The organism is Paraburkholderia diazotrophica (genome assembly GCF_038900755.1).
GTDB lineage: Bacteria > Pseudomonadota > Gammaproteobacteria > Burkholderiales > Burkholderiaceae > Paraburkholderia > Paraburkholderia diazotrophica_A.
In genome coordinates this window covers 20,203-40,314 of record NZ_JBBPEN010000002.1, presented here as the reverse complement: position 1 = coordinate 40,314, position 20,112 = coordinate 20,203, and the positions used below count along the sequence as shown (strand labels likewise).

The following is a 20,112-nucleotide window of genomic DNA, read 5'->3' as shown; positions in this document are numbered from 1 at the left end:
CGCGCTTACCATTTGAAGTGCCAGACATGGCGCATATCAGAGTTGCCGAGGTGCAGCATGTACGCCTCGCCCTTGCGGTTCGCCGCCGTGAACCACTCGCCCCGCTTCAACTGCCGCAGACGCCGGTCCCCGACCGTCTGCAGACGCACGGTCATGCCGGGCGCCGGGTCGACGCGCAAGCCGTCCTCCGTCAGCGTCAGCGTGCACATCGGCTCGCTTTGCGCGTAGGCCGCCGTACCCGGCGGCGATGCGCGCAATTCGAGCGGATCTTCGTTGAGTACCTGGAATCGACTGGTCCTGAAGAACGGCTTCACGCCGATCGCCATGTCCTCCTCGTCGACGGGCGCGTGCATCCAGTGCCACAGCAGCACATGGCGGTCGCCGGATTCGACGTGATCGCAGAAGCTGCACTGCCGCTCGTCGTTGAGATAGAAGCCGCTGCCGCAGTCGCTGCCGCCGCAGGTCACCAGCGCACTGAGCGCAAGTTCGAAGGCCTCGCGCCATTCAGACATCGGCGGGCGCTCTTGCGGTGTGTCGCGGCCGGAACCGAAGCAGCGCTGAAACAGGTCCATGAGCGTGCTCGTGAGCACCCATTCGCGATTCATTCCGGACGATGCGCGGTTGCTTTCGTCATCCGGATCGTCGATCCACGGCAGCTCGCCGCGCAAGGCGCGTCGCTCTTCGTCCTCCTCGCCATCGTTGACGAGATCGCCCTTGAGCGGATGTTGCAGCGTCAGCAACTGGAATGCGATGACCGCGAAGCTCCACGCATCCGTCAGGCTGTCGATGCCCGAGATGCCCCGGACGATTTCCGGCGCGCCATAGTCGGGCGTGTAGATGCCCTGGGTGTCCGTTCGCGACAGGACCGTCAGGTTGTCGCAGTCGATCAGCCAGACTTCGGAATGCTCCGTCGAGCGCGACACGAAGATATTGCCCGGCGACAGATCGCCGTATGCGAGGCCACGGCCATGCAGATCGGCGAGCGTGCCGGCCAGCGCGCCCAGCAGACGCAGACGCCGCGACAGCCCGCCCGTGCGGATGAAGGTGCGCAGCCTGCCGTCCGCGATGGGTGCTTCGAGCAGCGTCTGCAAGGGCTCAAGCCCGTCCATCAGCTCCATCACGTAGCCGTGGCGCGGCTTCACGATCATCGCCTGAGGCCGCGCGACCTTGAGTCCGTCGAGCGGCAAGCGCTTGACGCGCTGCACCTGTTCGAACCACTTCGCCGATTCAGGCTGATCACGGCGGAACCTGCTCACCTTCACCAGCACGTTCGGAAACTCGGTCTGCCAGACGGAGCCCTGTCCACCCGACGACAGTTTCGTCGTCACCTGATACACGGTCCCGTGCTCGTCCTGCGCGGCTCTCTTTTCCTGCGGCTTTTTGTGCTCGCCGCTGTCGTCCGTGGGTTTCATCTCTTATCCAGAAAAATCAGTGCTATCGATTTGTCATCGCTGTGCAGCGCGGTGGGCCATGCGTTCATCTGCCGTTCCAGCCAGCGCCGTCCCGCCCGGCGGCTGCGCCTGCCGGCTTGGTCGAGCACGTGAGTGAAGAACGCTTCCAGACGCTCGGGCCTCACATCGTCGGCGATGCCGTCGGTCATCAGCATGACGCCGTCGCCCGGCTCGACGAGTGCGACACGGTCCGTACGCCAGGCCGAGAACGACTTCGTGACGCCAAGCGCCTCTGTCTCGTTGCCGAATCCACTCCGCAGACCGTGCGGCGCTTCGCCCAGCACACCGAATTTGCCCGCCGTCCGGTACACGATCAGCCCGTCGCCGAGTTGCGCCAGACAGCACGCGCCGTCCGCGTCACACGAGGCCGCGAGCAAGGTGGTGGCGTACATGCCGGGAGGCGCGGCCGGAATCGCGCGCAGCCAGCTCTGGTACAAGCGCCGGATCGATGCGCGCGTCTCCTCCGCGTCCCTTGCATAGCCTGCGTCCGGCTGCCCGCTCCATGCGAGCCGTACCTGCTGGACCGCGAGCCGCGAACCGATGTGGCTCAGCTCGCGTGAGCCCAGCCCGTCGGCCACGGCGGCGAACCAGCCGCCCCGGACGCCGCCAACGCGCATCGCATCCTGATTCGGCGTGCAGGCCTGGAGATGTCCCGGCCCGATGACCGAGGCGCCCGTCGCGCGCAACATCAGAAGTCCAGACGGAAACCGTCGTCGTCGGGAATGTCGTCCAGCGCGAGCGGCGCGGCGGCGTTCGGCGTCGCGCTGCGCGAGCGCGCCGTGACCGACATCGTGACCGCACGGAAGAAACGCGAGATATCGCGCGCTTCGTGCGCCTGGAAGAGCGGCGATTCGCGGTCATTGGCGAAGCGCGCGAGCATCTGCGTGTCCGCATCCGCGCCGATGGCCATGGCGAAGCGCGTCGCCTTCTGCGCGCGCTCGGCGCGACTGAGCGCGTCGAAGGAGGGTTCCCAGTCGTCCGTGGGCTGGCCGTCCGACACCAGCACGAGCACCGGCCGGTATGCGCGCGACGGCACGAGCTCGCGATCTTCGATGAGAAGGCGCGCTTCCTCGAAGGCCGCGCCCATCGGTGTGCCGCCGCCCGCGTGCAGCGTCTGCATCGAGGTGACGTCTTGCGCCGCGACGAGTGGCAGATCGACCCGCGCGCCCACGCCGCCGAAGGTGATCAGCCCCACCTGAATCTGCGCGCGCAGCCGCGATTCCTTCGCGAATGCCGCGATCATTTCCCTGAGCGCCTGATTGAGCGCCTCGATCTTGCCGTCGTCCAGCATGCTGCCGCTGACATCGGCCAGGACGATGACGGGAAGCGGACGCGCCTGCGCAATGGTGAAATCCTTGAGCTTGCTGGTATTCATGTTCTTTTGTTTGCCTTCGTTTTCGTGATGCGGCGGGGTGCCGCCGGTGAAAAATGGATCGTGCTCGCGCGCCCGGACGATGCTCGTCCCGAAGTAGCGGCTGTGGTTGTCTTCCAGATACTTTGCGAATCCCATGCGCGCCTCCTCAATGACGCGTCGCGTGGCGCCGCCGGGTCGGCCGGATCTTGCGCAGGTTCTGATTGCGGTAGGTCGTGATGACCGCGCCATCCGACTGCACCAGCACGTGGACGCCTTGCGCGCGCGACAGGTCCACGCCGTCACGCGCATATCGTTCGACTTCCTTATGACCGATCACGCAGAACGACAGTCCGCGTTCATGGAGCGTGCGGCCGTAACGGAGGACGAGTTCCAGCAGTTCGGTGGAAATGCCGCGTTGCTGCATGCGCACTGCGGCGTGCGCGGTCAGCGGATGGGAACTTCTGAAATCTTGTTGCGTGATGTCGGTCAGCATGGTCGCCTCGTCTTTACCCTTGTCGGGGTGACCGTACTTGTGCGAAAGCCGTGCCAAGCGCTGCACGCTCATCGAAGTCTTTATAAACAAGCACTTGCCGAAACACAGAAGCGACGGAGCAGGCGCGGTCGAATAAATTTTCTGGTGTTTCATAATCTTTCTTATTCTTCGCTTGATGTCGCCGCGCCGTCCGAGCTGGGATGAATGCCGTACTTGCGCATCCAGTTGTCGAGCGTCTGATAGTTCGAGAAGCCGAGCAGCTCCGCCGCGTGCTTCTTGCGCCCGCCACTCTGCGTCATGGAGCGGGCGAGATAGTGACGGGCCACGTCGCCCAGCAGGTCGCGCAGATCGAAGCTGCCGCCGAGCACGCGGCCCATCACGGGGTCATCCTGCTTCGTCGTGACGAGTAGCGCGGCGCGCGCGTCGTCCGCGGTGATGACGCGCCCCGTCGACCAGATCGATGCCCGCACAATGCTGTGATAAAGCTCGCGCACGTTGCCCGGCCACGTGTGGCTCAGCAGAACCTCGCGTGCCTGCGGCGCGAATTCCTTGTGCAATGCCTCAGGCGAGATGCCGGCGTCCGCGTTGGTCAGCGCGAGGAAGTGATCCATCAGCAAGGCGATGTCGGCGCCGCGCTCGCGCAGCGGCGGCAAGCGGAGGATGCCGACCGCGAGCCGGTGAAACAGGTCTTCGCGAAAACGCCCCGCCGCGACGTCGGCCTGCAGGTCGCGATGCGTCGCCGCGATGATCCGCACATCGACCTTCACGGGACGCGACTCACCCAGCGGCGTGATCTCCTTTTCCTGTAGCGCACGCAGCAGGCGGACCTGCGCATCCAGCGGCAGATCGCCGATCTCGTCGAGAAACAGCGTGCCGCCATGCGCTTCGACGAAATGCCCGGCGCGCTTCTGGTCCGCGCCGGTGAACGCACCCTTGCGGTGGCCGAACAGTTCGGAGTTAACCAGTTCCTTCGAGATCGCGCCGCAGTTGACGGCGAGAAACGGCTTGCCGGCGCGTCGGCTCGACGCGTGGATAGCTTCCGCGAACAGTTCCTTGCCAGTGCCCGTTTCGCCGAGCACGAGCACGGGCACATCGAACGCCGCGATGCGCCGCGCGCGCTCGATCTGCGTGGTCAGCGCCGGGTCGGCGCGAATGATCTTTTCGAAGCCGGGGACGCTCGCGCGCGCATCGGCCAGGCGTTCGATGCGCGCGTCGCTGCGCCGGAGGTATTCGGGCAGAAAGTCACTGGCGAGGTCGAACGAGAAATCGACTGCCTCCAGCCCGTTCTGCCGCGATGTCTGGATCAACCGCGCCGGAAAGCGCGTCTTGGCGAGCATGATCCAGACCGCCGCCATGGCAGGCGTGCCCGGACTGAGATGGAACGTCAGCTCCACGCCATCGCGCGGCAGGCGAGCCCGTTTCAACTCGTCGCTGACCTTCTCGTAAATCTCCGCGTAGTTGATGGGACTGGACAGTCCGACCGCGTAAAGGTCCGGCTCCCGGCAGCCGGTCTCGCGCTCCAGCCACTCGCAATACGCGCGGCTGCGCTCGAAAGGATAGTTGGTGAGCAGATAGATCCGGTCGTACTTCTTCGGGCCGGCGAGCGCCGACGCGATCGGCCCGCGATCGCCGGTCACGCGTTCGGCACACTTATGGTCGGACTCGCCGATCCAGCAAACGAGCCAGGACTCACGCGTCATGAATGTGGCTCCCCGCAGTCGACGTGGTGCGCATGCGCACCGCATCCGGCATCGCGGACTGGCTCACGGGACGGTGTTCCGAGCACGCCGGGTCGATGTATCAACATGGTTTTCGTCGTTGCATCAGGGCTGTCCGCGCTTCGCGCCTTCGCTTGCCGAACGTCGCACGAAGCGCGGGACAGGCTCGCGCGCAGGTTGGCGCGCATGGGGTTCAGGCTGCCTGTAAGTCCGAGACGGCACTGAAGATCGCGTAGCCGAACGCGACGATCAGCAGGACGACGAAGCTCGTCGCCAGGCACACTCCGAGCAAGGCGCCCAGCAACTCGAAGCAGCCATGCAGCACGGCGGTTATGGCGGTCCAGAAAACGGTCAGTGCGGTTGAAGTGAACATGGTTTCTTCCTTGTCTCAACGCGCCTCGCGTGCCAGACGGGATGTCCGCGCCCCTGCGATGCGGTGCATTTTGTGCGAACACCAGTCTATTGATGCCCGGCCGCTCACAGGATGCGTGGGTCTCGCTGGCTGGATCACGCTGCGTGCTTGCCCTGCCAGCGGGACTGCGTGGCGAACGCCATCCCGGGCGCTCATGCCGCCGGCAGGCGCAGCGTCTGCAAACGGTGGCCGCAGTGCGGGCAGAACCGGGCGTCCGCGTCCACCTGTTCGTGACACGCGGGACACTGGCTGCCCGCCGCCGCCTTCTGACGCATGTAGGCGATCTGAATCACGCAGGGAACGGTCACGCGATAAGCCGGGCTGGCGAGATCTGCGATCGACCATAGGCCCGTCACGGCCCAGCCGATCGGGCCGAGCGCAATGCCCAGCCCGCGCGTGATGGCGGCATTCGCGCCCAGCGTGAGACCGCGCCCGACCAGCGACCGCGCCAGCGCGTTCGCCACGATCAACGCGATCTTGTAGATGGAAAAGCCGCTCATTTTCATCGCCGCGAAGACGGCGGCCATCGCGGCCGGGCCCATGCCGCTGTAAGCTATGCCGAGTTCGTCGAGAATCTGGCGGCGCTCGGCATCGCTCATCTTTTCGAACGCGCGCTTCATGACATCCACCAGCAAGGCGGCTTCCATCTGCTCGACTGAGTCCGCCTTGCTGAACTTCACGCCCATGTGCGAGACCACGTCCCGCAGCACTTCGGCGTAAGGTACGCCGTCACTACGGAACAGATTCATGATCGAGTTGCCGCCGAACAGGCGGATTTCCTTCCCGATCAGCGCGCGCTCATGCGTGCCGAAGCGGCCCGAGCGGCGGGCCGAGTCCAGCACGCGGCACACGTCGCTGTCCAGCGCGAGACGGCCGGTGCCGTTGTCGGTGATGTAGTCGACGAGCACACCGAGGTCGTCGGCGTCCGCGTGCTTGAGAATGGGATCGAGGTCGTGATCGGTAGTCGGCATTACTGCTCCTGATTACTATGGATGCCTAACGGCGTTTCGTTGCTGCTCGCCATGGCCAGGCAAAAGAGAAACGCGAGCACGCCCTTGAAGTCCGGTGCGCTCTTCTCGATCTGTTCGTTGGGTTCGAAGCGAGCATAACGCGGCACCATGGCCGCATTGATCAGGCCTTGCGTGAGGAGCCTGTGCTTACTCTCGGTTTTTGAGGATGACTGAGCATCTGGCACGGCGGTGTATTCGCCCTTGATGACCGGCGCCATCTCCATGGCGAGATCCGAAGCGAATGTGCCGCCCTTCCTCAGTTGCTTGCTGATATTCGGCAGCCGGTGCTGGAGCTGGCTCCACTCCACGGCCTGAAAAACGGTGCCGATGGCCTGATCCAAACGAATCCAGTCGTCTTCCGTGAGCAGCAGAAAAGCGGGCGGCACGTTAAGCGCATGCGCGATGCCGACGACATCCCGCAGCGTGGGCGTGCCCGACACGTCCTTCACGGCGCGCCGGCAACTGAGGTAATTGCATAGTGTCGCGCGCGGAATGCCGGCGCGCTCGGCCAGCTGAACCTGAGTCATCTTCAACGGATTGCCGCGCCCGTCGCTGCCTCCGGCGACCTCGCAGACACTATCTACCGCGGCGGCCAGCCGCCGGCGAATCTGCTCGTAACGCGCCTGTGACGGATGGCCGGTGTCGCGCGCGAGCCTCTTTGGTCTTCCCATGCTGCCCACCCCGTTTGTTCTTTTTGGAGAGCGCGACTCTATCGCGGCCGCGCGCCCTCAGGCATTTGCCAGTCCAGCTGTCTGGAGACGGACGCGCCAGTCTCCAGTTACTTGGATATCGGCGAACAGGACATCATCTTTAGCTTTTGCTTACAATTTTTCGCCGATAACGCCAGTTGACTGGATTTTCGCCTTCCTCTATCCAGCTGACTGGCGTTTCGAATGCATTCGCCACACGAATCAAAGAGAATGCGTTACGTGCCGACAATCAACAGAGATTACTCGATGAGTCGGACAGACAACCCACTCAGCGCAACCATCCAGAGACAACAAGAACCATGCTCAACAGAGAAGCCGCGGAGACCGCCCGCAACGAACTCGAACGCGCCGCACGTGACTACGATGCGCAGGCAGCCCAAACGCAAAAACTCGCCGTCGAGCTCTTCGAACTGCGCCGCGCCACGAGCGACATCATCAAGGCGCGTGTCGAACCGTTGATTGCCCGTATCCTGAATCAGCCCGAGGCGCTCGGCATTGCTGTGCAGGAGTTCGGGATTCACAAGAAGCGCTTCGAACATGCAGTCGCGGAAATCGACCAGCGGATTCGCGATACCGACATCGAAAGCGGCGCAGGCATAGCGTTGGGCACCGCCGCCGGCACCGCGACGGTGTTCGCCGCGCCGACCGCCGCGATGGCCATTGCGACGACCTTCGGCACGGCATCGACGGGGGTGGCTATTTCCACTCTGACGGGTGCGGCCGCGACCAACGCAGCGCTCGCCTGGCTCGGTGGCGGTGCGCTTGCGGCCGGTGGCGGGGGCATGTCGGCAGGCAGCGCCTCGCTCGGCCTCGCGGGCCCAGTGGGATGGGGGCTGGCAGGACTCGCAGTGGTGGCGGGTGTGAGCTACGCGGCCTACTCCAACAGTAAGACAGCCGACGAAGCCAAAGAGAAACGGCTTGAGATTCAGCAAGGCATCGCCATGCTGAAGCAGGCGGCGCGTGAGATCGAGGAATTGTTCCGCGTCACGACCGAGGAAGCGAACAAGCTCGGGAAGCTTGTTCTCATTCTGGAGCGCAACACGCCTGCGGACTACGCGGCCTTCTCCGCGAAGCAACGCGCGGTTTTTCAGGCGATCGCCGACAGCGTGACGATTCTCGGGCGGCTGATTACGCGGAAGGTCGTTACGCAGTAACGACGGCATCCGGCGCGGCCCCGGGCGCCGCCGCCCGAACGAACGCATCGCACCTCGGTGTGCCGGCGCACGCGTCGACTCCAGGGCGGCGCCAGCCCGGTTATCGGCCATCTCGCGGCTAAGGGCCGGTTTGCGACGCGCTTCCGTTGCCATTGGTACGGTCACAACCGGCCAGCCAGTAGGGTGACGTCCTTTGTATGCTGCATCCCGCGGGTCGCTATCTCGCGAAATCGATCAGCCCGATCGTCGCGACGCCGCTCGTTAGACGTGCGCCGCGATAACCGGTGAAACAACGGCTTCGCCTGAGGAAAATAGCCATCGCGCGAAGCTCGCGATTTCCATTTTTTTCATTTGCGGTCTCCATGAATAGGCGCGAAACGAGCACGCGTCGATTGCGAGCGCCCTGATACATTTGCACGCCGTCGTCTTTCGGTAGGAGAACTGGCCTCGCTCTATCCATGAATCGCTCCCTCCACATGACGCCGAGCAGCCTCAACTACGGCCGACGGATCTGTTGCGAGGCTCTCACGAGGACGCTTGCCTTGGAGCATGCTGTTCGTCGACTCGAACCAGGACGCAATCCGGAACGGCGTGTAATCGTCAAAGACCTTGAGAATCTCTGCGACTTCGGGGATGGGATTGCCGAGTTCGTCGAAAATGTATGTTGGATATAAGGTCTGTCCGGCCCGCTCGATGGAAAAGACCTTGCCCTCCTTCTCCCAACGGCTCGTCACCTCTTGCAGATTCGTAGCATCGGGATTCAGCCGCCTGCCATCTGTCTGAGCGGTCAACCATGTCGTTCCGCTGAGCACGGCGGCAACCGCCTTCGACTCCATCCCGGCGCGCGAAAGGGGCAACAGTCTAACCGGCGAAGCGTCGACGAGGCCTTGCAGGGCGCTATGCTCCTGCTCGTTGATGTGTTGCCACACCTGGCGCGTCAGCTCTGCCCTGGCGTCCTGCGTGATTGCACTCCCGAGGTTTTCCAGCCCGTTGAGAATCACCGACGCTGCGGCACGCGTCGCACCCAGTGCCATCACGATCCGGCTGATGTCAGCGACGGCCGTCGGGCCGGTATCGGGCGACGGGTCACCTGTCCCGGAGACAATCGCGCCGGCCGCAACTGCGGCGTTCATCGCCTCGACAGACATGGCATCGTCGGCACCATGCCAGACGATGCCTCGCAAGGCGCTCAAAGGAAGCGAGTCTGACGCCGATCCATCGTCGTAGATGCTCGTTGACGAGATCCGCAACCACGCACCCAGCGTGTCCCGGACACAGCGCTGGCACAGGTCGACACTGATCGTGCAACCATCGCCAAAAATGGAATGGAATCCCCCGTGGCAGGCGATCGAAACCCGCTCATGCCACTCCCAGTCGGTGTCATCCGGGGTCATGCGCCGTCCGCAGCGATCGCACGTGCACGCTGAGACCTCGTACACCGATTTCTTCCGGAATTCGAGCATGCCCTACTCCTTCAATCGCGACGCATCCCGTGTCCACTCTCGCGGAGCAGCCCCAGCTGCCGCGCCGTGACCGTCGGCAGACGCAGCACGACAGTGCCGGGCGGATGCCCCCAGAGACTGCCGATCATGGTCACATCGGCCTGCACGCCCTCGAGCTCCAGATAGACGGTGTCGTCCTCCTCGAACATTTCGGTATAGAGCGTCCAGCCTGGCAGTTCACCTGTCTTCTCCTGAAACCGGATCGTGTCTTTCGTGCCCATGATGATTTTCCTTTGCGAAATCCGTCGACATGTCCAGAGGAACATTGCCGCGGTGAGAAGATGATCAAGTCACCGGGCTGTTACGCCGCGAATGTTCCGCGGAACCGGCGCGCGGCATCGAGGACCGCGATGGGGCAGTCAAGCGCATCTTTCGGCGCGACCGGACCGGAACACCCTTCCTTCACAATCCAGCCGTTGGGAAAGTGAAACCAGGCGGCAATTGTCCACGGGTCTGCAGCGGGTCCGAGTTCCGCCAGAATCTCCCGGATGACCGGTCGCGGTTCATCGTGGTCATCGAACTGGTATCGGGCAAAGTACAGCCTGCCGCCAGCTTCGACGCCAAAGATCCAGCCGCGTTGCTGCCATCGGGCTACGTCCCCGGGAGCGGTGTCTGCGCCGATCCACTCTCCCTCGGCCAGTATTTTCTGGATCGTTTCCTCCCGCTGCGTCTGAAGCGGGTAAAGGTCTGCGGCCATCACCGTTCCTGTTTTGCGCGTAGCGAGCGCGAACGCCTTCAGGCGCGCCCGTAACTGTGCGCTGCTCTCACAGGGCGGCAATGATTGTCGCCGTCTCTTTCGCCGGTTCGCTTTGGTCACGCGCGCTCCATATCAGGTGGCTTCCCGATATCTGTAGTCTTTCGGGTTAGCCAGAACGGTTGCCGGCGGCGCTGCCAGCGGCTCTTCCTGTGAACGTGGTCTTGTCGCATACGGGTCCGACTCCCCGACGCCCGGGCAAGGAAGTTCACGGCAGCGTCAGATTCTGTACCCGTCACGTACGCGATGCACCCGAACCTGACACGACCATCCGTCCCAGGTCAGGCCGCTCCTCGTGACCTGCAACGTGCGGCCTGGTCGGTTCGCACCCGGCTCCTCCTTCGCGATACATGCCGGCGAGCTTTTCGCCGAGTTCGGCGAACACCTCAGGCGCGCTGATGCCCAGCACTGCGTGCGTGCGGACCAGATGTGTCCGCCATGCAGGTGCCCAGCCTTCGGCATCGTCGTCGAGCGCAAGCCATGCTGCCGGCCGGCGGCGACTCACGTCCGCAAGAATCTGAACACCACGCGGCATTTCGAGGAACGAGGCCGCATCCATCCTGCTGTGATACGTCGCACCGATCACGCGCGCGCGCAAGCTGGCGGGCAGCCGCCGGGCGGCCCGCGTGAAGCTGAGCACGCGCACCCAGCTCGTTGCCAGCACAATCTGGAGGTCCGGATACGGCTCAAGCGCCTGGGCGAGCAGCGGCGCCAGCTCGAACACGCGATGCCCCGGTGGTGTCGCGACATAGGGCCCGATGCCCGGGCGCCGCCAGACGTTTTCCGGATGCAGCACGCCGTCAAAATCCAGATAGAGCACGCGGCCACCGGTGCGGGCCGGCCCGGGCCAGGCAGCGGGGACCGAAACCGCAGCGGGATGCGCCATGCGGGTTCCTGACAGACCGCCACTGAAGGCCTCCGGCGTCGTCATGCACACAGGCCGTAACGGAGGTGACTGAGGACCTGCATGACGCGCTCGCGCTCCCCCTGCGCCAGCAGCTCAATCGCGCTGGAGCCGCCGAAACCGAGTGTGCGGCCCACGAGCCAGCGAGCCGCTTTGTCGTGGGATTCGAACGTTGCCAGCAGCGCGTCAACCAGTTCCGGGTCGCTTGCGCGGAGCACGCCGATCGCCCGGCAACCGGTCTGCCTGAGGCCCGCGTACAGCCCGGACGTCTCTTCAGCCAGTGTTTCGATCCCGGTCATGCTCTTCCTCCTCATGGGGTCCGTGACGGGCAGGTCGCACTGGCCCACCCGGTTTGACTACTGCCGGGCACCGGCATCACCGGTGCGCCTATACCGTTGTCGCCACCGGGCCGCGCGCGTCGTCGCCCGCTACTCACGGCGCCGCAGCACCGGCGATCAGACCTCAATCACCAGCGCCGGATCAAACGCCGGGTTTTCCCATTTCAGGTCGGCCGGCGCACCCGCCATCAGACGGTTCGTCGCATAGCCGCGCGGATTGGCAATCACGCGCGTCTCGCCGATGCGATAGTCGACCGGATCATGCACGTGGCCATGGATCCACACATCGGCCATCTGGAGCAGCGGTCGCAGGTCACTCACGAACGCCGCGCTGAGCAGGTCATCCGCGTAGCGCCGATGCACCGACGGGGGCGCAACACCGTGGTGGGTCACCACGACCGTGCGCCCGCCGAAGGGTTTCGCCAGTTCGTGCCGCAGCCAGTCCCGTGCCTTTTCGTGTTCGGCCAGCGCGTGCTCCGGCCGGTACCGCTCGCCGTCACGGATGCGGATCACACGGTGGTCATTCATCATGCGACCGGCCAGCGTCATACTCTTGTCGCGCGTACCATTGAGCGCGTAGTCCGTCCACAGGCAGCAGCCAAGAAACCGCACGTCGTCGACGACAAGCGCGTCGCGCTCAAGGTAGTGAACCGCGGTGCCGGCCGCGCGCACGCGGATGGTGTCAGCGAGCGTGCCGTACGCCACGCCATACGCTTCATGATTGCCATGCACGTAGATGACGGGCACCGGCCAGCGTGCAAACGGTTCGATGGCGTCAGCTCCCCTCGCAATGTCCCCCGCGAGCACCAGCACGTCCGCATCGGACGGTGCGACCGGGTTGTAGCCCGGAAAACTCTGGTGCACGATTTCAAGGTGCAGGTCGGAGGCGATCTGGATGCGCATACGTCAGTCTGCTACATCGGCCGGTTTCCGGCGGCCAGCCTTCGGCGAACGCACCGGGGTGCTCGGGTAAATGCGCCTGCCACGGGAGTGTTTCTCGGCGACACCGATGGGCATCGAGAATTCCTCGCCCGCGGCTGTCGTGAATCGCGCAAATGACACCAGCGGATGCTCGTCATCGAAGGCCGCGGTTGCGCCGATGTGAATTTCGCTCAGCGGCTCCAGACTCCATTGTGCGGACTCCTTGTTCGGCTTCGCGCTGAGCACTGCGGCTCCCCGCACTATCTGGCCGTCTGACTCAAGCTGCATCAGCGTCGCCGCAGCACCCGAAGCGAATTCCACCATTGCAACCCGGGGCAGGTCGCGTTTTGTAGCGGCGAACTGCAGGATGAGCACGTCTCCACAACCCGCCACCTCGGCAACGGCCCACAACGCCACTCCCGGCCATGCCGGCATGCGATTCTGTTCACACGTTAAAAACATAACCTTCGCTTCTTAAGTCTAGACAACAAAGTCGCGCCCGGTTGCTGGGCGTTATCGCAAAGTCGGCGTAGCGGTGTCGATTTTCGATGGCCACGGGCACAGTGATCTCCGCGCACAATGCACATTTCCGCGGAATCATAACAAATGAACACTATAGATTGTAGCCCTTTAGTGTTCGCAATGAGTACATCAAGTCCTTTATCAGGAGGACTTGCATGCGTTCCAAAGCGGGCATCGGCGTCGCCCTAAAGCGGCTTCGCGAGATTAACAACGTTACACAGGAAGACTTCGCGCTGGTCTCGAGCCGCACCTACCTCAGCACAGTCGAAAGAAACCTTAAGTCCCCAACGCTCGGAAAGATCGAGCAGTTTGCCGAGGTGCTCGGCGTGCATCCCCTAACGCTGTTAACCATCGCCTACATGGACAGGCTCACCCCCAAGGAGGCGGAACGGATCACAGCGACATTGCACGCGCGACTCGTGCAGATCATGGCCGAAGACTGACTTGGCCAACCGGCAAGTGATGACGATCGGGCACGGGATTGGAGATTGAATAACGGAGCATGCGCGCAACCACGGGATAACGTAGCGTCAGAAAGCGTCTTTAGGGTGCCTGCCGACACTCGCTCCGGAACGGCTGTTTAAGCATCGACCTTCGACGTTGGATGTGGACCGAATCGCGCAGACTAACTGGAATCGCTAGGCGCGACTGGAGACGCGAACATCCGTTCTGATCCGCCGGTGATTCAGGGAGTAAGTTCCTTTGGGCCGCGTTCGCATCAAGGATTTCGCTTGCGACTGGCCAATCGCGTCTGATTGGAACTGATATAGGGCCTGATTGATTCGGGATTATGTTGACCAAGGTCGGCTGATACAGCAGCGGAGACTGATTCTGCGCTTGTGTCCAGTCCCAGGGCAATCCTTGCCCGCGTCTCAGCTCCAATTGAATCGTCGGTGAACTTCCTCCTGAAGCTATGCAACCCGGCTCGCTTGGGAGCACCAATAGCGGCAAACGCTTTGCCAAATATCTTCGACAACGTTTTGTCCGTCAGAGCCCCACCATCTCTCGCAGACATAAACACCGGCCCCGATTTGCTGAGAGCGCTCCACCCCATCTCATCAACCAAGGTCTCGCGAGTATCGTGGATGAACGATGCGATTTGATTTGCAAGGTCTGGGGGAACATAAAAACCATCCTTATACCCCCGCTTTTGCCGATCCGGCACACACCAAAGCCCGCGGCTCGACATCCTTCCGAGGGCGTCCTCATTGAATTGATCGCATCTCAATGAGTTGATCGAGCCGCGACGCCAGCCCACTCGATCTGCAACCTCCATTAGGAGAATATTGCGCAATCCAACGTAGGAGGTAAAGTTACGTTGAAAGTAATCGCGTAACGCTGCCTTGTCGTCGTCATTTGCCGTATAACCACGACCCAGCCTCGAGCCCGCTCCGACACGTTTGTACAATAGGGGATACCTCGAATCTCCCGATTCCCCTCCTGTGGTTGCTTTTCGCGACTGAACATCGCTTTCAGAGAGCGTGCTTGCAACGGGCCCATGTTCACCGCCGAAAAACTCGAGCCGACCAGTACTATATTTGTACCAGTTTAGAAATTGATAGATGTGCACCAGTTTAAGGTTTACGGTTCTCTTTGCCGCAAATTCTTCGTGATTGGAATTCGCTCGAGAAAAAACTCGCTCAAACTCAGCCTCTCGAAATTCCGCTAAAAGTTCATCCGTGGATTCGTGAAAATCGTATGGGGTATCCAGATCGTTGATTCTGGCATGCCTGTCGAGAAAGTTCCGATAGGCAGCTATCGCTAGAAGCGCACCTTCGACTGTTGAACGTTCACAACGCAGCCTCGGCCCGGATAGGAAGATCGAATAGTCGACCATGCTCCAGACAATACTGCCGTTGCGCTCGTCGTACACTACAGCGTAGGTACGTTCATCAACACGTTTGAAAGCGACCGTGGTAGCTGGGGACTCGTCATCACTGACTTCGACTTTTCGGTCTGAGATTCGAGATATTTGCGGCACGTGCGCCAACCTCCTCTTTCATTGCGAGGTCCAATTCGCGTCTGAAATTTTTCTTTAGAGTCTCATATTTACGCTCAATGGTGTCTCGCTCGCGGGTGACTCCATTTATCTGCAGCCGCAACGATATCAAGGCATCTTCTAAAGTTTTCACATGCTTCCGCGCCTTTTTCAACTCTCGTGACGTTCGTTCTTCGTCAGATGCCTGCTCCGATGATGATGCGCGGCGGAGCATATCGGCAATCACAGCTAGCAACTTGTCGGCCTTCGTTCGCAATTCAGCGTTTTTTGAAAGCGTCCCATTGCCAATTCTTCTGATGACGGGCACTTCATCTACGAAGCTATTCACAACACGTGTGTCACACCAGTTATGAAACTGGCGCAGGCTAACCGGCAGCACGAGCGTCGGCGCTGAAGACACGAGCGTAGTCAGCCGGCCCAGTTCCTTCTCATCTTTTCCGCAATAGTCAATGATCTTTTGCAGCAACTCGAGCTTGCTAACTATATTTTGCCGCGCACACTCCTCCGCCACGTATGCCGACGCAGGCTTACGCCCGACCTTTTTCTTCACATTCTTAGGCATCTTCATTCGAGATCCCCAAGCGCTCGCACAACAGCGCTATACCTTCATCCAAGGCAACCAGTTCGCGATTACGACGCTCAAGCGCAAATCCCTCGAGGCCGCTGCTCGCGATTTCGGCCTTCATTTGCACTCGATCCGCGCGTAAATTATTCACATACGCGACCTTTGATAAATGATAAACGCAGCCGTCACACATCTGTACAGAGGCACGTTCGACATGAACGTTCTGGTCGGTATCAGAGTAGCAGTTGCCCGCCTTTCTGTTCATAACCGCGCCGAGCATACATTCGCCGTGTCGCAGCGGTCGCGGGAAATGCCCCCGTCGCTTTACTATCTGAACGACGGCGTCCTCTGTATCACCTTGCTTAAATGAAACCATCGATGAAAGCCTGGCGAAAAGGCGACGTACAAATTTCGCAAACCCTCCGGCAAAAGTCTCGCCGGCCAGTATTTCATAAACCTCCTCCGCCAACTTCATCTCACCAACATTCCTCATTTCCTTCGCAAGGTTAGCGTCCTCAGCTAGGAATGCTCGACGCCGGTCTTCTGCTTCAGATGGAATTCTCGCGAAAATCGTTTCCATCTCCGGACGAGATTCTGGATCCGTGACATAGACCCTTGTGCTTTCGAGATCTTTTTGTCCTAACTGATGATTAATAGCCACGATATCGCTGTTCTCGTAACGATAATATGAGATCAGGCAATACATTCTTCTGAAGACCTGCGTTTCACCAAACATCAGTTCCTCACCGCCTCCTGACTCCCTTATCAAATTGGTAACGTCATCATAAGATCGGGAGTAGTCTTGAAAATCGAACCATTTTAATTCCGGACCAATACCTTCATTAGCACTGTATCTCCGGTAAGAAAACAGCGGGATTTCCTCGAATGGAATAAATGCAGTGGGGGCTCCGAGCACCACATCGATCCGCCGATAGCAATGCTGAATATCCTCCAGGATGCGAATCACCAGACACGTCGTATCATTCACATAATATGGCATGCGTTTCATGTAGCTTTTTTCGATATAAAAATCTACTTCGAATAATGCAAGTCCTTCGCTCACCACGTTGAGACAACCACACATGAGCCCAATTTTTCTGTCGCTGACTTCTCTCTTTCGTCGCGCGTTCATGAACGCAACAAGTACGAAACACGACGCGAGCAGGCACGCCATGACGCTTCGGAATGAAAAGTCTTTCCTATCGCCCATCGTCATGTCGAGATTTTCGAGCGGAAAAGGGAGAATCTCGTTTAACGTGGACCGCTCTTCCGATTGTGCGAAGGCTGCCGCAAGTCTGCGCGCGATCGTCTTGCGTGAAAACTCTCGGTTTTCCTCGACCACTTGGGTTAATTTTTCGAGTAAGTTGAGTATGGCTGGCGCCCGTTCATATACCCAAATCATGCAGACTCGATATAGCCGCCCCGCGAAGCCTATGGTTAGATTATTGGTCCGGCAAGGAGGACGACCAAGCTCACGAGCAAGCGAAAACGAGTGGGGAAACGGGCAGAAACTCAGACCATAACCATCGGTAGCATCGTAGAGCAGATTTACCGATTGAAAAAATCCACTAAACCGGCTTGATGAATAAAGGCGTTTCTCGGCGATCTCACCTAGGTCTGACGAAACTTCTTCATCCCGGATGTTTTTTGTTGATGAACGCTTTGACTTCTTTCTACTGCCGCCACCAACTTCTTCCAGGGCTACTTCCTCCGCCACTTCGTCGGTTGATGTAGCGTCGAAACAGCGTCGAAGATAATCGGCGACCTCCCAGTAATTCGTACCAATTCGGCGTCTGATATTAGCCCCCGCCAAAGCACCATCACATTCAGCGCGAGTTATTCCCGCCTCCTCGGCACGCTTCTTCAGACGAAGCACTTCCGGCCAACCCTTTAAAGATAAATCGCTTGCCAACTGCATGAAGACGTCGACCGAATATGTGTCGAGACGCGTGTGATCGTCCAGCCAAAGAGCCTCCATAAAAAGCGCGATATTGTTCACGTGACCGCCCACTCTTCGCGTGCGACTCACAGAACGAGCGCCACGCAAAACTATGGCGTCGAGACCGCACAACAAAGCGGCGGCCAAGTCCCCTCTTTTCGCTAGCACGGTAGACTTTTTATAGAGACCGTTGGCTGGTAAGAGTATTTGGTTCAGGTCGAATTCCTGGAATTGCTGCTCTTCAGACCGGGCTTCAATCCGCTTTAATCGGATGACCCAATTGTCTGTTATGGTCAGATCGCTGCTCTTTAATACTGCGCGAAGCGCAGATGGTGCATACCGAGACCTTGGATCGACAACCAGCGTTTTTGGCTTTTCAGCGGTTTTCACTGGCATCGTAAGTTCTCACCGATGGTTCAATGTCCAGCCAATGGATGCTATTTCTGATGTAATTTTTCAGCACCAAATTAAACAACATGGAAGGACCATGCCACTTCAAGAATGCATCCTCATTTTCCGCGATCAACTGCTTCCATCTTCCAGCGTAATATATGGAAGTCGCCCAGACCTCAATGGCACGCTTCTTCCCGATCAATATCTTATTTTTTAAACACCCGGATCCGGCATGACAATTCCGCGCATCGCAGGCTCCATCCAGAAGCCACGCCGGATCCGGCGGCTCAAACGGATTCGTACAACTGGTTCCGTCTCCGATTGGGAATAACAAATTCTGATCGACGTATCGTTCATCGAATTTGTCAGCAAAGAACCTATTCTCTTTCGATATTTGAAATTTGATTGTCGAGTCGATTCGTCTTTGAAATTCGAGATTGATTGACGTACTTTGTCGCAGTGACGCGAGGTTTTCAAAGTATCCAGCCGTCGTGTTCAGACTTGCATGCCCCGCCTCATCCCGTACCGCGTGAATATTGGAGCGATCTTTGAGTCGATCTAGAGTCAGCATGTGGACTCGAATTTGCTCTTCGCTGAACCAGTCTATCGATAATTGTTTAAGTAGTAGGGCTTTAGGCGAAGAGAAATTTGTCATCGGATGCGACAAACGTTCGTTGGAGGTATGGTCCCAGCTAAACCAAAGCCGCTCCTCAGAGGCTGTTATATGCTTAAATTGCTTCAGGCGTTCAAAGTTCCAGATCAACAGCTCCATCGCCTCGAACGCCGCCACGTTTTCTGCTGTTATATCAATCAAGGGCAATTCTTGGTCGGTTTTCGATTTAAAACCTCTAACCGTGTATATGCCTTTCTCAAACGTTATCCTTGACCTAGTCAATTCACGCAAGGGGTCAGTATTTTGCCGTGAATGGATAAGCAATGGAAAAAAAGCAGCAACAAGCTCTTTTGTGGTCACCGATCTCGTTAGAAAAAATAATTGCTTGTTTCTTACACCTTCAAGCCGATCTTTTGAAATCCCCAAGAAATCGATAATACGTTTAACGACATCGCCAACACCGTGATGGGCCAGTTGCTCAGGATGACGCGGAAAGCCAACCTCATTAGCGAATCTTACAATCGCCGAGACAATACTTTGAATCGGGCACTGTAAGAGTTTGGACATATCCTTTCTATTGAAAGTGCCAAGGAGAAACTTTTTGGTCAGCTCTCGCTCTTCTTCGGTGGGTTCGTAGCTTGCCGCCGCGGCGTTTAGCTTGCGACGTACCTCTCGCCAAAATCTCATCTCCGCCAGACAACCATCGCGAAGTCGAACCACGTCAGTAGTCATCCGGTCGATTTGTCGTTCACGAAGCTGGGTGATCGTTTCATGAGGCATGGCACCCAGTGGGTACCGCTGATGGTCTTCCACTCCTTCGGATGGCTTGTCACTAAGCGTCGCGCGCGACTGCGAGCCCTCGTTGAAACGCGTCCGATACGGCCTTGCACCACCCAGAATGGATTCTCGAAAAAGACGTCCCGGGACTCGGTTAAGCATGTATTTCCTAAACTCTCGGGAAACAGCCGCGAAACTGGCGTTTGACCATCTGCCCTCTCCTACGACTTCAACCAGATCCTCCATTTTCGAGAAGCAACTCCGAACTTCGCTCCTACCTATTTCATTTATCGGCTTCGTTATGTATTTGCGAACCGCGGGGTCCGCACAACACGCCGGCAAGATGTCAAAGAATTTTCGGAGGTCACCGTGCAGCGGGCCATTTTTCGCCGAATCTTTGATGCATGTAAGCGCTTCATATATCCAAGAGTACGGCCTGATCTTCAATCCCTTGACGTCGAGCCGAATCTCGTTCAACCACTCTCTGCCGAATGATTTCCAACGAACAGTGACAACGAGCTCGTCCATAAGGGGCTTATTACTCATCACGCTCTAGCTAGGAGCTTCCTTAAGAGGGTTGTAT

21 protein-coding genes are annotated in these 20,112 nt (G+C 59.5%); 2 read left to right on the top strand and 19 right to left on the bottom strand.

What is annotated here, in order from left to right:
- Nucleotides 1-5: 5 nt before the first annotated feature.
- From AABE10_RS05505 to AABE10_RS05470, 8 genes are all read right to left on the bottom strand, one after another.
- Complete coding sequence (locus AABE10_RS05505; protein WP_342932306.1) at nucleotides 6-1,412, bottom strand: protein kinase domain-containing protein; 1,407 nt, start codon at nucleotides 1,410-1,412, stop codon at nucleotides 6-8.
- Nucleotides 1,409-2,140, bottom strand: a complete 732-nt coding sequence (locus AABE10_RS05500; protein ID WP_342932305.1) for a PP2C family serine/threonine-protein phosphatase — start codon at nucleotides 2,138-2,140, stop codon at nucleotides 1,409-1,411. Before AABE10_RS05500 ends, AABE10_RS05505 begins: the two co-directional genes overlap by 4 nt.
- The gene (locus AABE10_RS05495) at nucleotides 2,140-2,826 is read right to left on the bottom strand and encodes a vWA domain-containing protein (protein ID WP_342933069.1); all 687 of its coding nucleotides are present in this window, start codon (nucleotides 2,824-2,826) and stop codon (nucleotides 2,140-2,142) included. Before AABE10_RS05495 ends, AABE10_RS05500 begins: the two co-directional genes overlap by 1 nt.
- 145 nt (nucleotides 2,827-2,971) lie before the next feature.
- Nucleotides 2,972-3,370, bottom strand: a complete 399-nt coding sequence (locus AABE10_RS05490; RefSeq protein WP_342932304.1) for a DUF4258 domain-containing protein — start codon at nucleotides 3,368-3,370, stop codon at nucleotides 2,972-2,974.
- An 89-nt stretch (nucleotides 3,371-3,459) separates the two neighbouring features.
- Nucleotides 3,460-4,998: a sigma-54 dependent transcriptional regulator gene (locus tag AABE10_RS05485; RefSeq protein WP_342932303.1), complete on the bottom strand. Its 1,539-nt coding sequence runs from the start codon at nucleotides 4,996-4,998 to the stop codon at nucleotides 3,460-3,462.
- A gap of 211 nt (nucleotides 4,999-5,209) precedes the next feature.
- Nucleotides 5,210-5,389, bottom strand: coding sequence for a hypothetical protein (locus tag AABE10_RS05480; protein WP_342932302.1), 180 nt, complete (start codon nucleotides 5,387-5,389; stop codon nucleotides 5,210-5,212).
- Between the two features lie 191 nt (nucleotides 5,390-5,580).
- Nucleotides 5,581-6,399 (bottom strand): zinc-ribbon domain-containing protein, encoded by an 819-nt coding sequence (locus tag AABE10_RS05475; RefSeq protein WP_342932301.1) that lies wholly within the window; start codon nucleotides 6,397-6,399, stop codon nucleotides 5,581-5,583.
- Nucleotides 6,399-7,109 carry a helix-turn-helix transcriptional regulator gene (locus AABE10_RS05470; RefSeq protein WP_342932300.1) on the bottom strand — a complete coding sequence of 237 codons (711 nt, stop codon included), beginning with the start codon at nucleotides 7,107-7,109 and terminating at the stop codon, nucleotides 6,399-6,401. The genes AABE10_RS05475 and AABE10_RS05470 overlap by 1 nt, the downstream gene beginning before the upstream one ends.
- A gap of 176 nt (nucleotides 7,110-7,285) precedes the next feature.
- On the opposite strand from AABE10_RS05470, the gene AABE10_RS05465 reads away from it, so the two are divergent.
- Nucleotides 7,286-8,302 (top strand): hypothetical protein, encoded by a 1,017-nt coding sequence (locus tag AABE10_RS05465; RefSeq protein ID WP_342932299.1) that lies wholly within the window; start codon nucleotides 7,286-7,288, stop codon nucleotides 8,300-8,302.
- A gap of 452 nt (nucleotides 8,303-8,754) precedes the next feature.
- Here the strand turns inward: AABE10_RS05465 and AABE10_RS05460 are convergent, their stop codons facing one another.
- From AABE10_RS05460 to AABE10_RS05430, 7 genes are all read right to left on the bottom strand, one after another.
- On the bottom strand, nucleotides 8,755-9,765 hold the full coding sequence (locus AABE10_RS05460; protein ID WP_342932298.1) for a hypothetical protein: 1,011 nt from the start codon (nucleotides 9,763-9,765) through the stop codon (nucleotides 8,755-8,757).
- 11 nt (nucleotides 9,766-9,776) lie between these two features.
- Nucleotides 9,777-10,025: a hypothetical protein gene (locus AABE10_RS05455; RefSeq protein ID WP_342932297.1), complete on the bottom strand. Its 249-nt coding sequence runs from the start codon at nucleotides 10,023-10,025 to the stop codon at nucleotides 9,777-9,779.
- Nucleotides 10,026-10,105: 80 nt separating this feature from the next.
- The gene (locus tag AABE10_RS05450; protein ID WP_342932296.1) at nucleotides 10,106-10,621 is read right to left on the bottom strand and encodes a hypothetical protein; all 516 of its coding nucleotides are present in this window, start codon (nucleotides 10,619-10,621) and stop codon (nucleotides 10,106-10,108) included.
- 172 nt (nucleotides 10,622-10,793) lie between these two features.
- Complete coding sequence (locus AABE10_RS05445) at nucleotides 10,794-11,489, bottom strand: HAD domain-containing protein (RefSeq protein ID WP_342932295.1); 696 nt, start codon at nucleotides 11,487-11,489, stop codon at nucleotides 10,794-10,796.
- The gene (locus AABE10_RS05440) at nucleotides 11,486-11,761 is read right to left on the bottom strand and encodes an antitoxin Xre/MbcA/ParS toxin-binding domain-containing protein (protein WP_342932294.1); all 276 of its coding nucleotides are present in this window, start codon (nucleotides 11,759-11,761) and stop codon (nucleotides 11,486-11,488) included. The genes AABE10_RS05445 and AABE10_RS05440 overlap by 4 nt, the downstream gene beginning before the upstream one ends.
- Nucleotides 11,762-11,917: 156 nt before the next feature.
- Nucleotides 11,918-12,703 carry a metallophosphoesterase gene (locus tag AABE10_RS05435; protein WP_342932293.1) on the bottom strand — a complete coding sequence of 262 codons (786 nt, stop codon included), beginning with the start codon at nucleotides 12,701-12,703 and terminating at the stop codon, nucleotides 11,918-11,920.
- A gap of 3 nt (nucleotides 12,704-12,706) precedes the next feature.
- Nucleotides 12,707-13,156, bottom strand: a complete 450-nt coding sequence (locus AABE10_RS05430) for a hypothetical protein (protein WP_342932292.1) — start codon at nucleotides 13,154-13,156, stop codon at nucleotides 12,707-12,709.
- Between the two features lie 242 nt (nucleotides 13,157-13,398).
- On the opposite strand from AABE10_RS05430, the gene AABE10_RS05425 reads away from it, so the two are divergent.
- Nucleotides 13,399-13,686, top strand: coding sequence for a helix-turn-helix transcriptional regulator (locus tag AABE10_RS05425; protein WP_342932291.1), 288 nt, complete (start codon nucleotides 13,399-13,401; stop codon nucleotides 13,684-13,686).
- 275 nt (nucleotides 13,687-13,961) lie between these two features.
- Here AABE10_RS05425 and AABE10_RS05420 read toward each other — a convergent pair whose 3' ends face one another.
- The 4 genes from AABE10_RS05420 to AABE10_RS05405 are packed head-to-tail and all read right to left on the bottom strand — an operon-like array spanning nucleotide 13,962 to nucleotide 19,775.
- Entirely contained in the window at nucleotides 13,962-15,224 is a 1,263-nt protein-coding gene (locus tag AABE10_RS05420) for a hypothetical protein (RefSeq protein WP_342932290.1), read from the bottom strand.
- The gene (locus tag AABE10_RS05415; RefSeq protein WP_342932289.1) at nucleotides 15,178-15,810 is read right to left on the bottom strand and encodes a hypothetical protein; all 633 of its coding nucleotides are present in this window, start codon (nucleotides 15,808-15,810) and stop codon (nucleotides 15,178-15,180) included. Before AABE10_RS05415 ends, AABE10_RS05420 begins: the two co-directional genes overlap by 47 nt.
- Nucleotides 15,797-18,142 (bottom strand): hypothetical protein, encoded by a 2,346-nt coding sequence (locus AABE10_RS05410; RefSeq protein ID WP_342932288.1) that lies wholly within the window; start codon nucleotides 18,140-18,142, stop codon nucleotides 15,797-15,799. The genes AABE10_RS05415 and AABE10_RS05410 overlap by 14 nt, the downstream gene beginning before the upstream one ends.
- Nucleotides 18,123-19,775, bottom strand: coding sequence for a hypothetical protein (locus AABE10_RS05405; RefSeq protein WP_342932287.1), 1,653 nt, complete (start codon nucleotides 19,773-19,775; stop codon nucleotides 18,123-18,125). The genes AABE10_RS05410 and AABE10_RS05405 overlap by 20 nt, the downstream gene beginning before the upstream one ends.
- Nucleotides 19,776-20,112 lie beyond the last annotated feature (337 nt).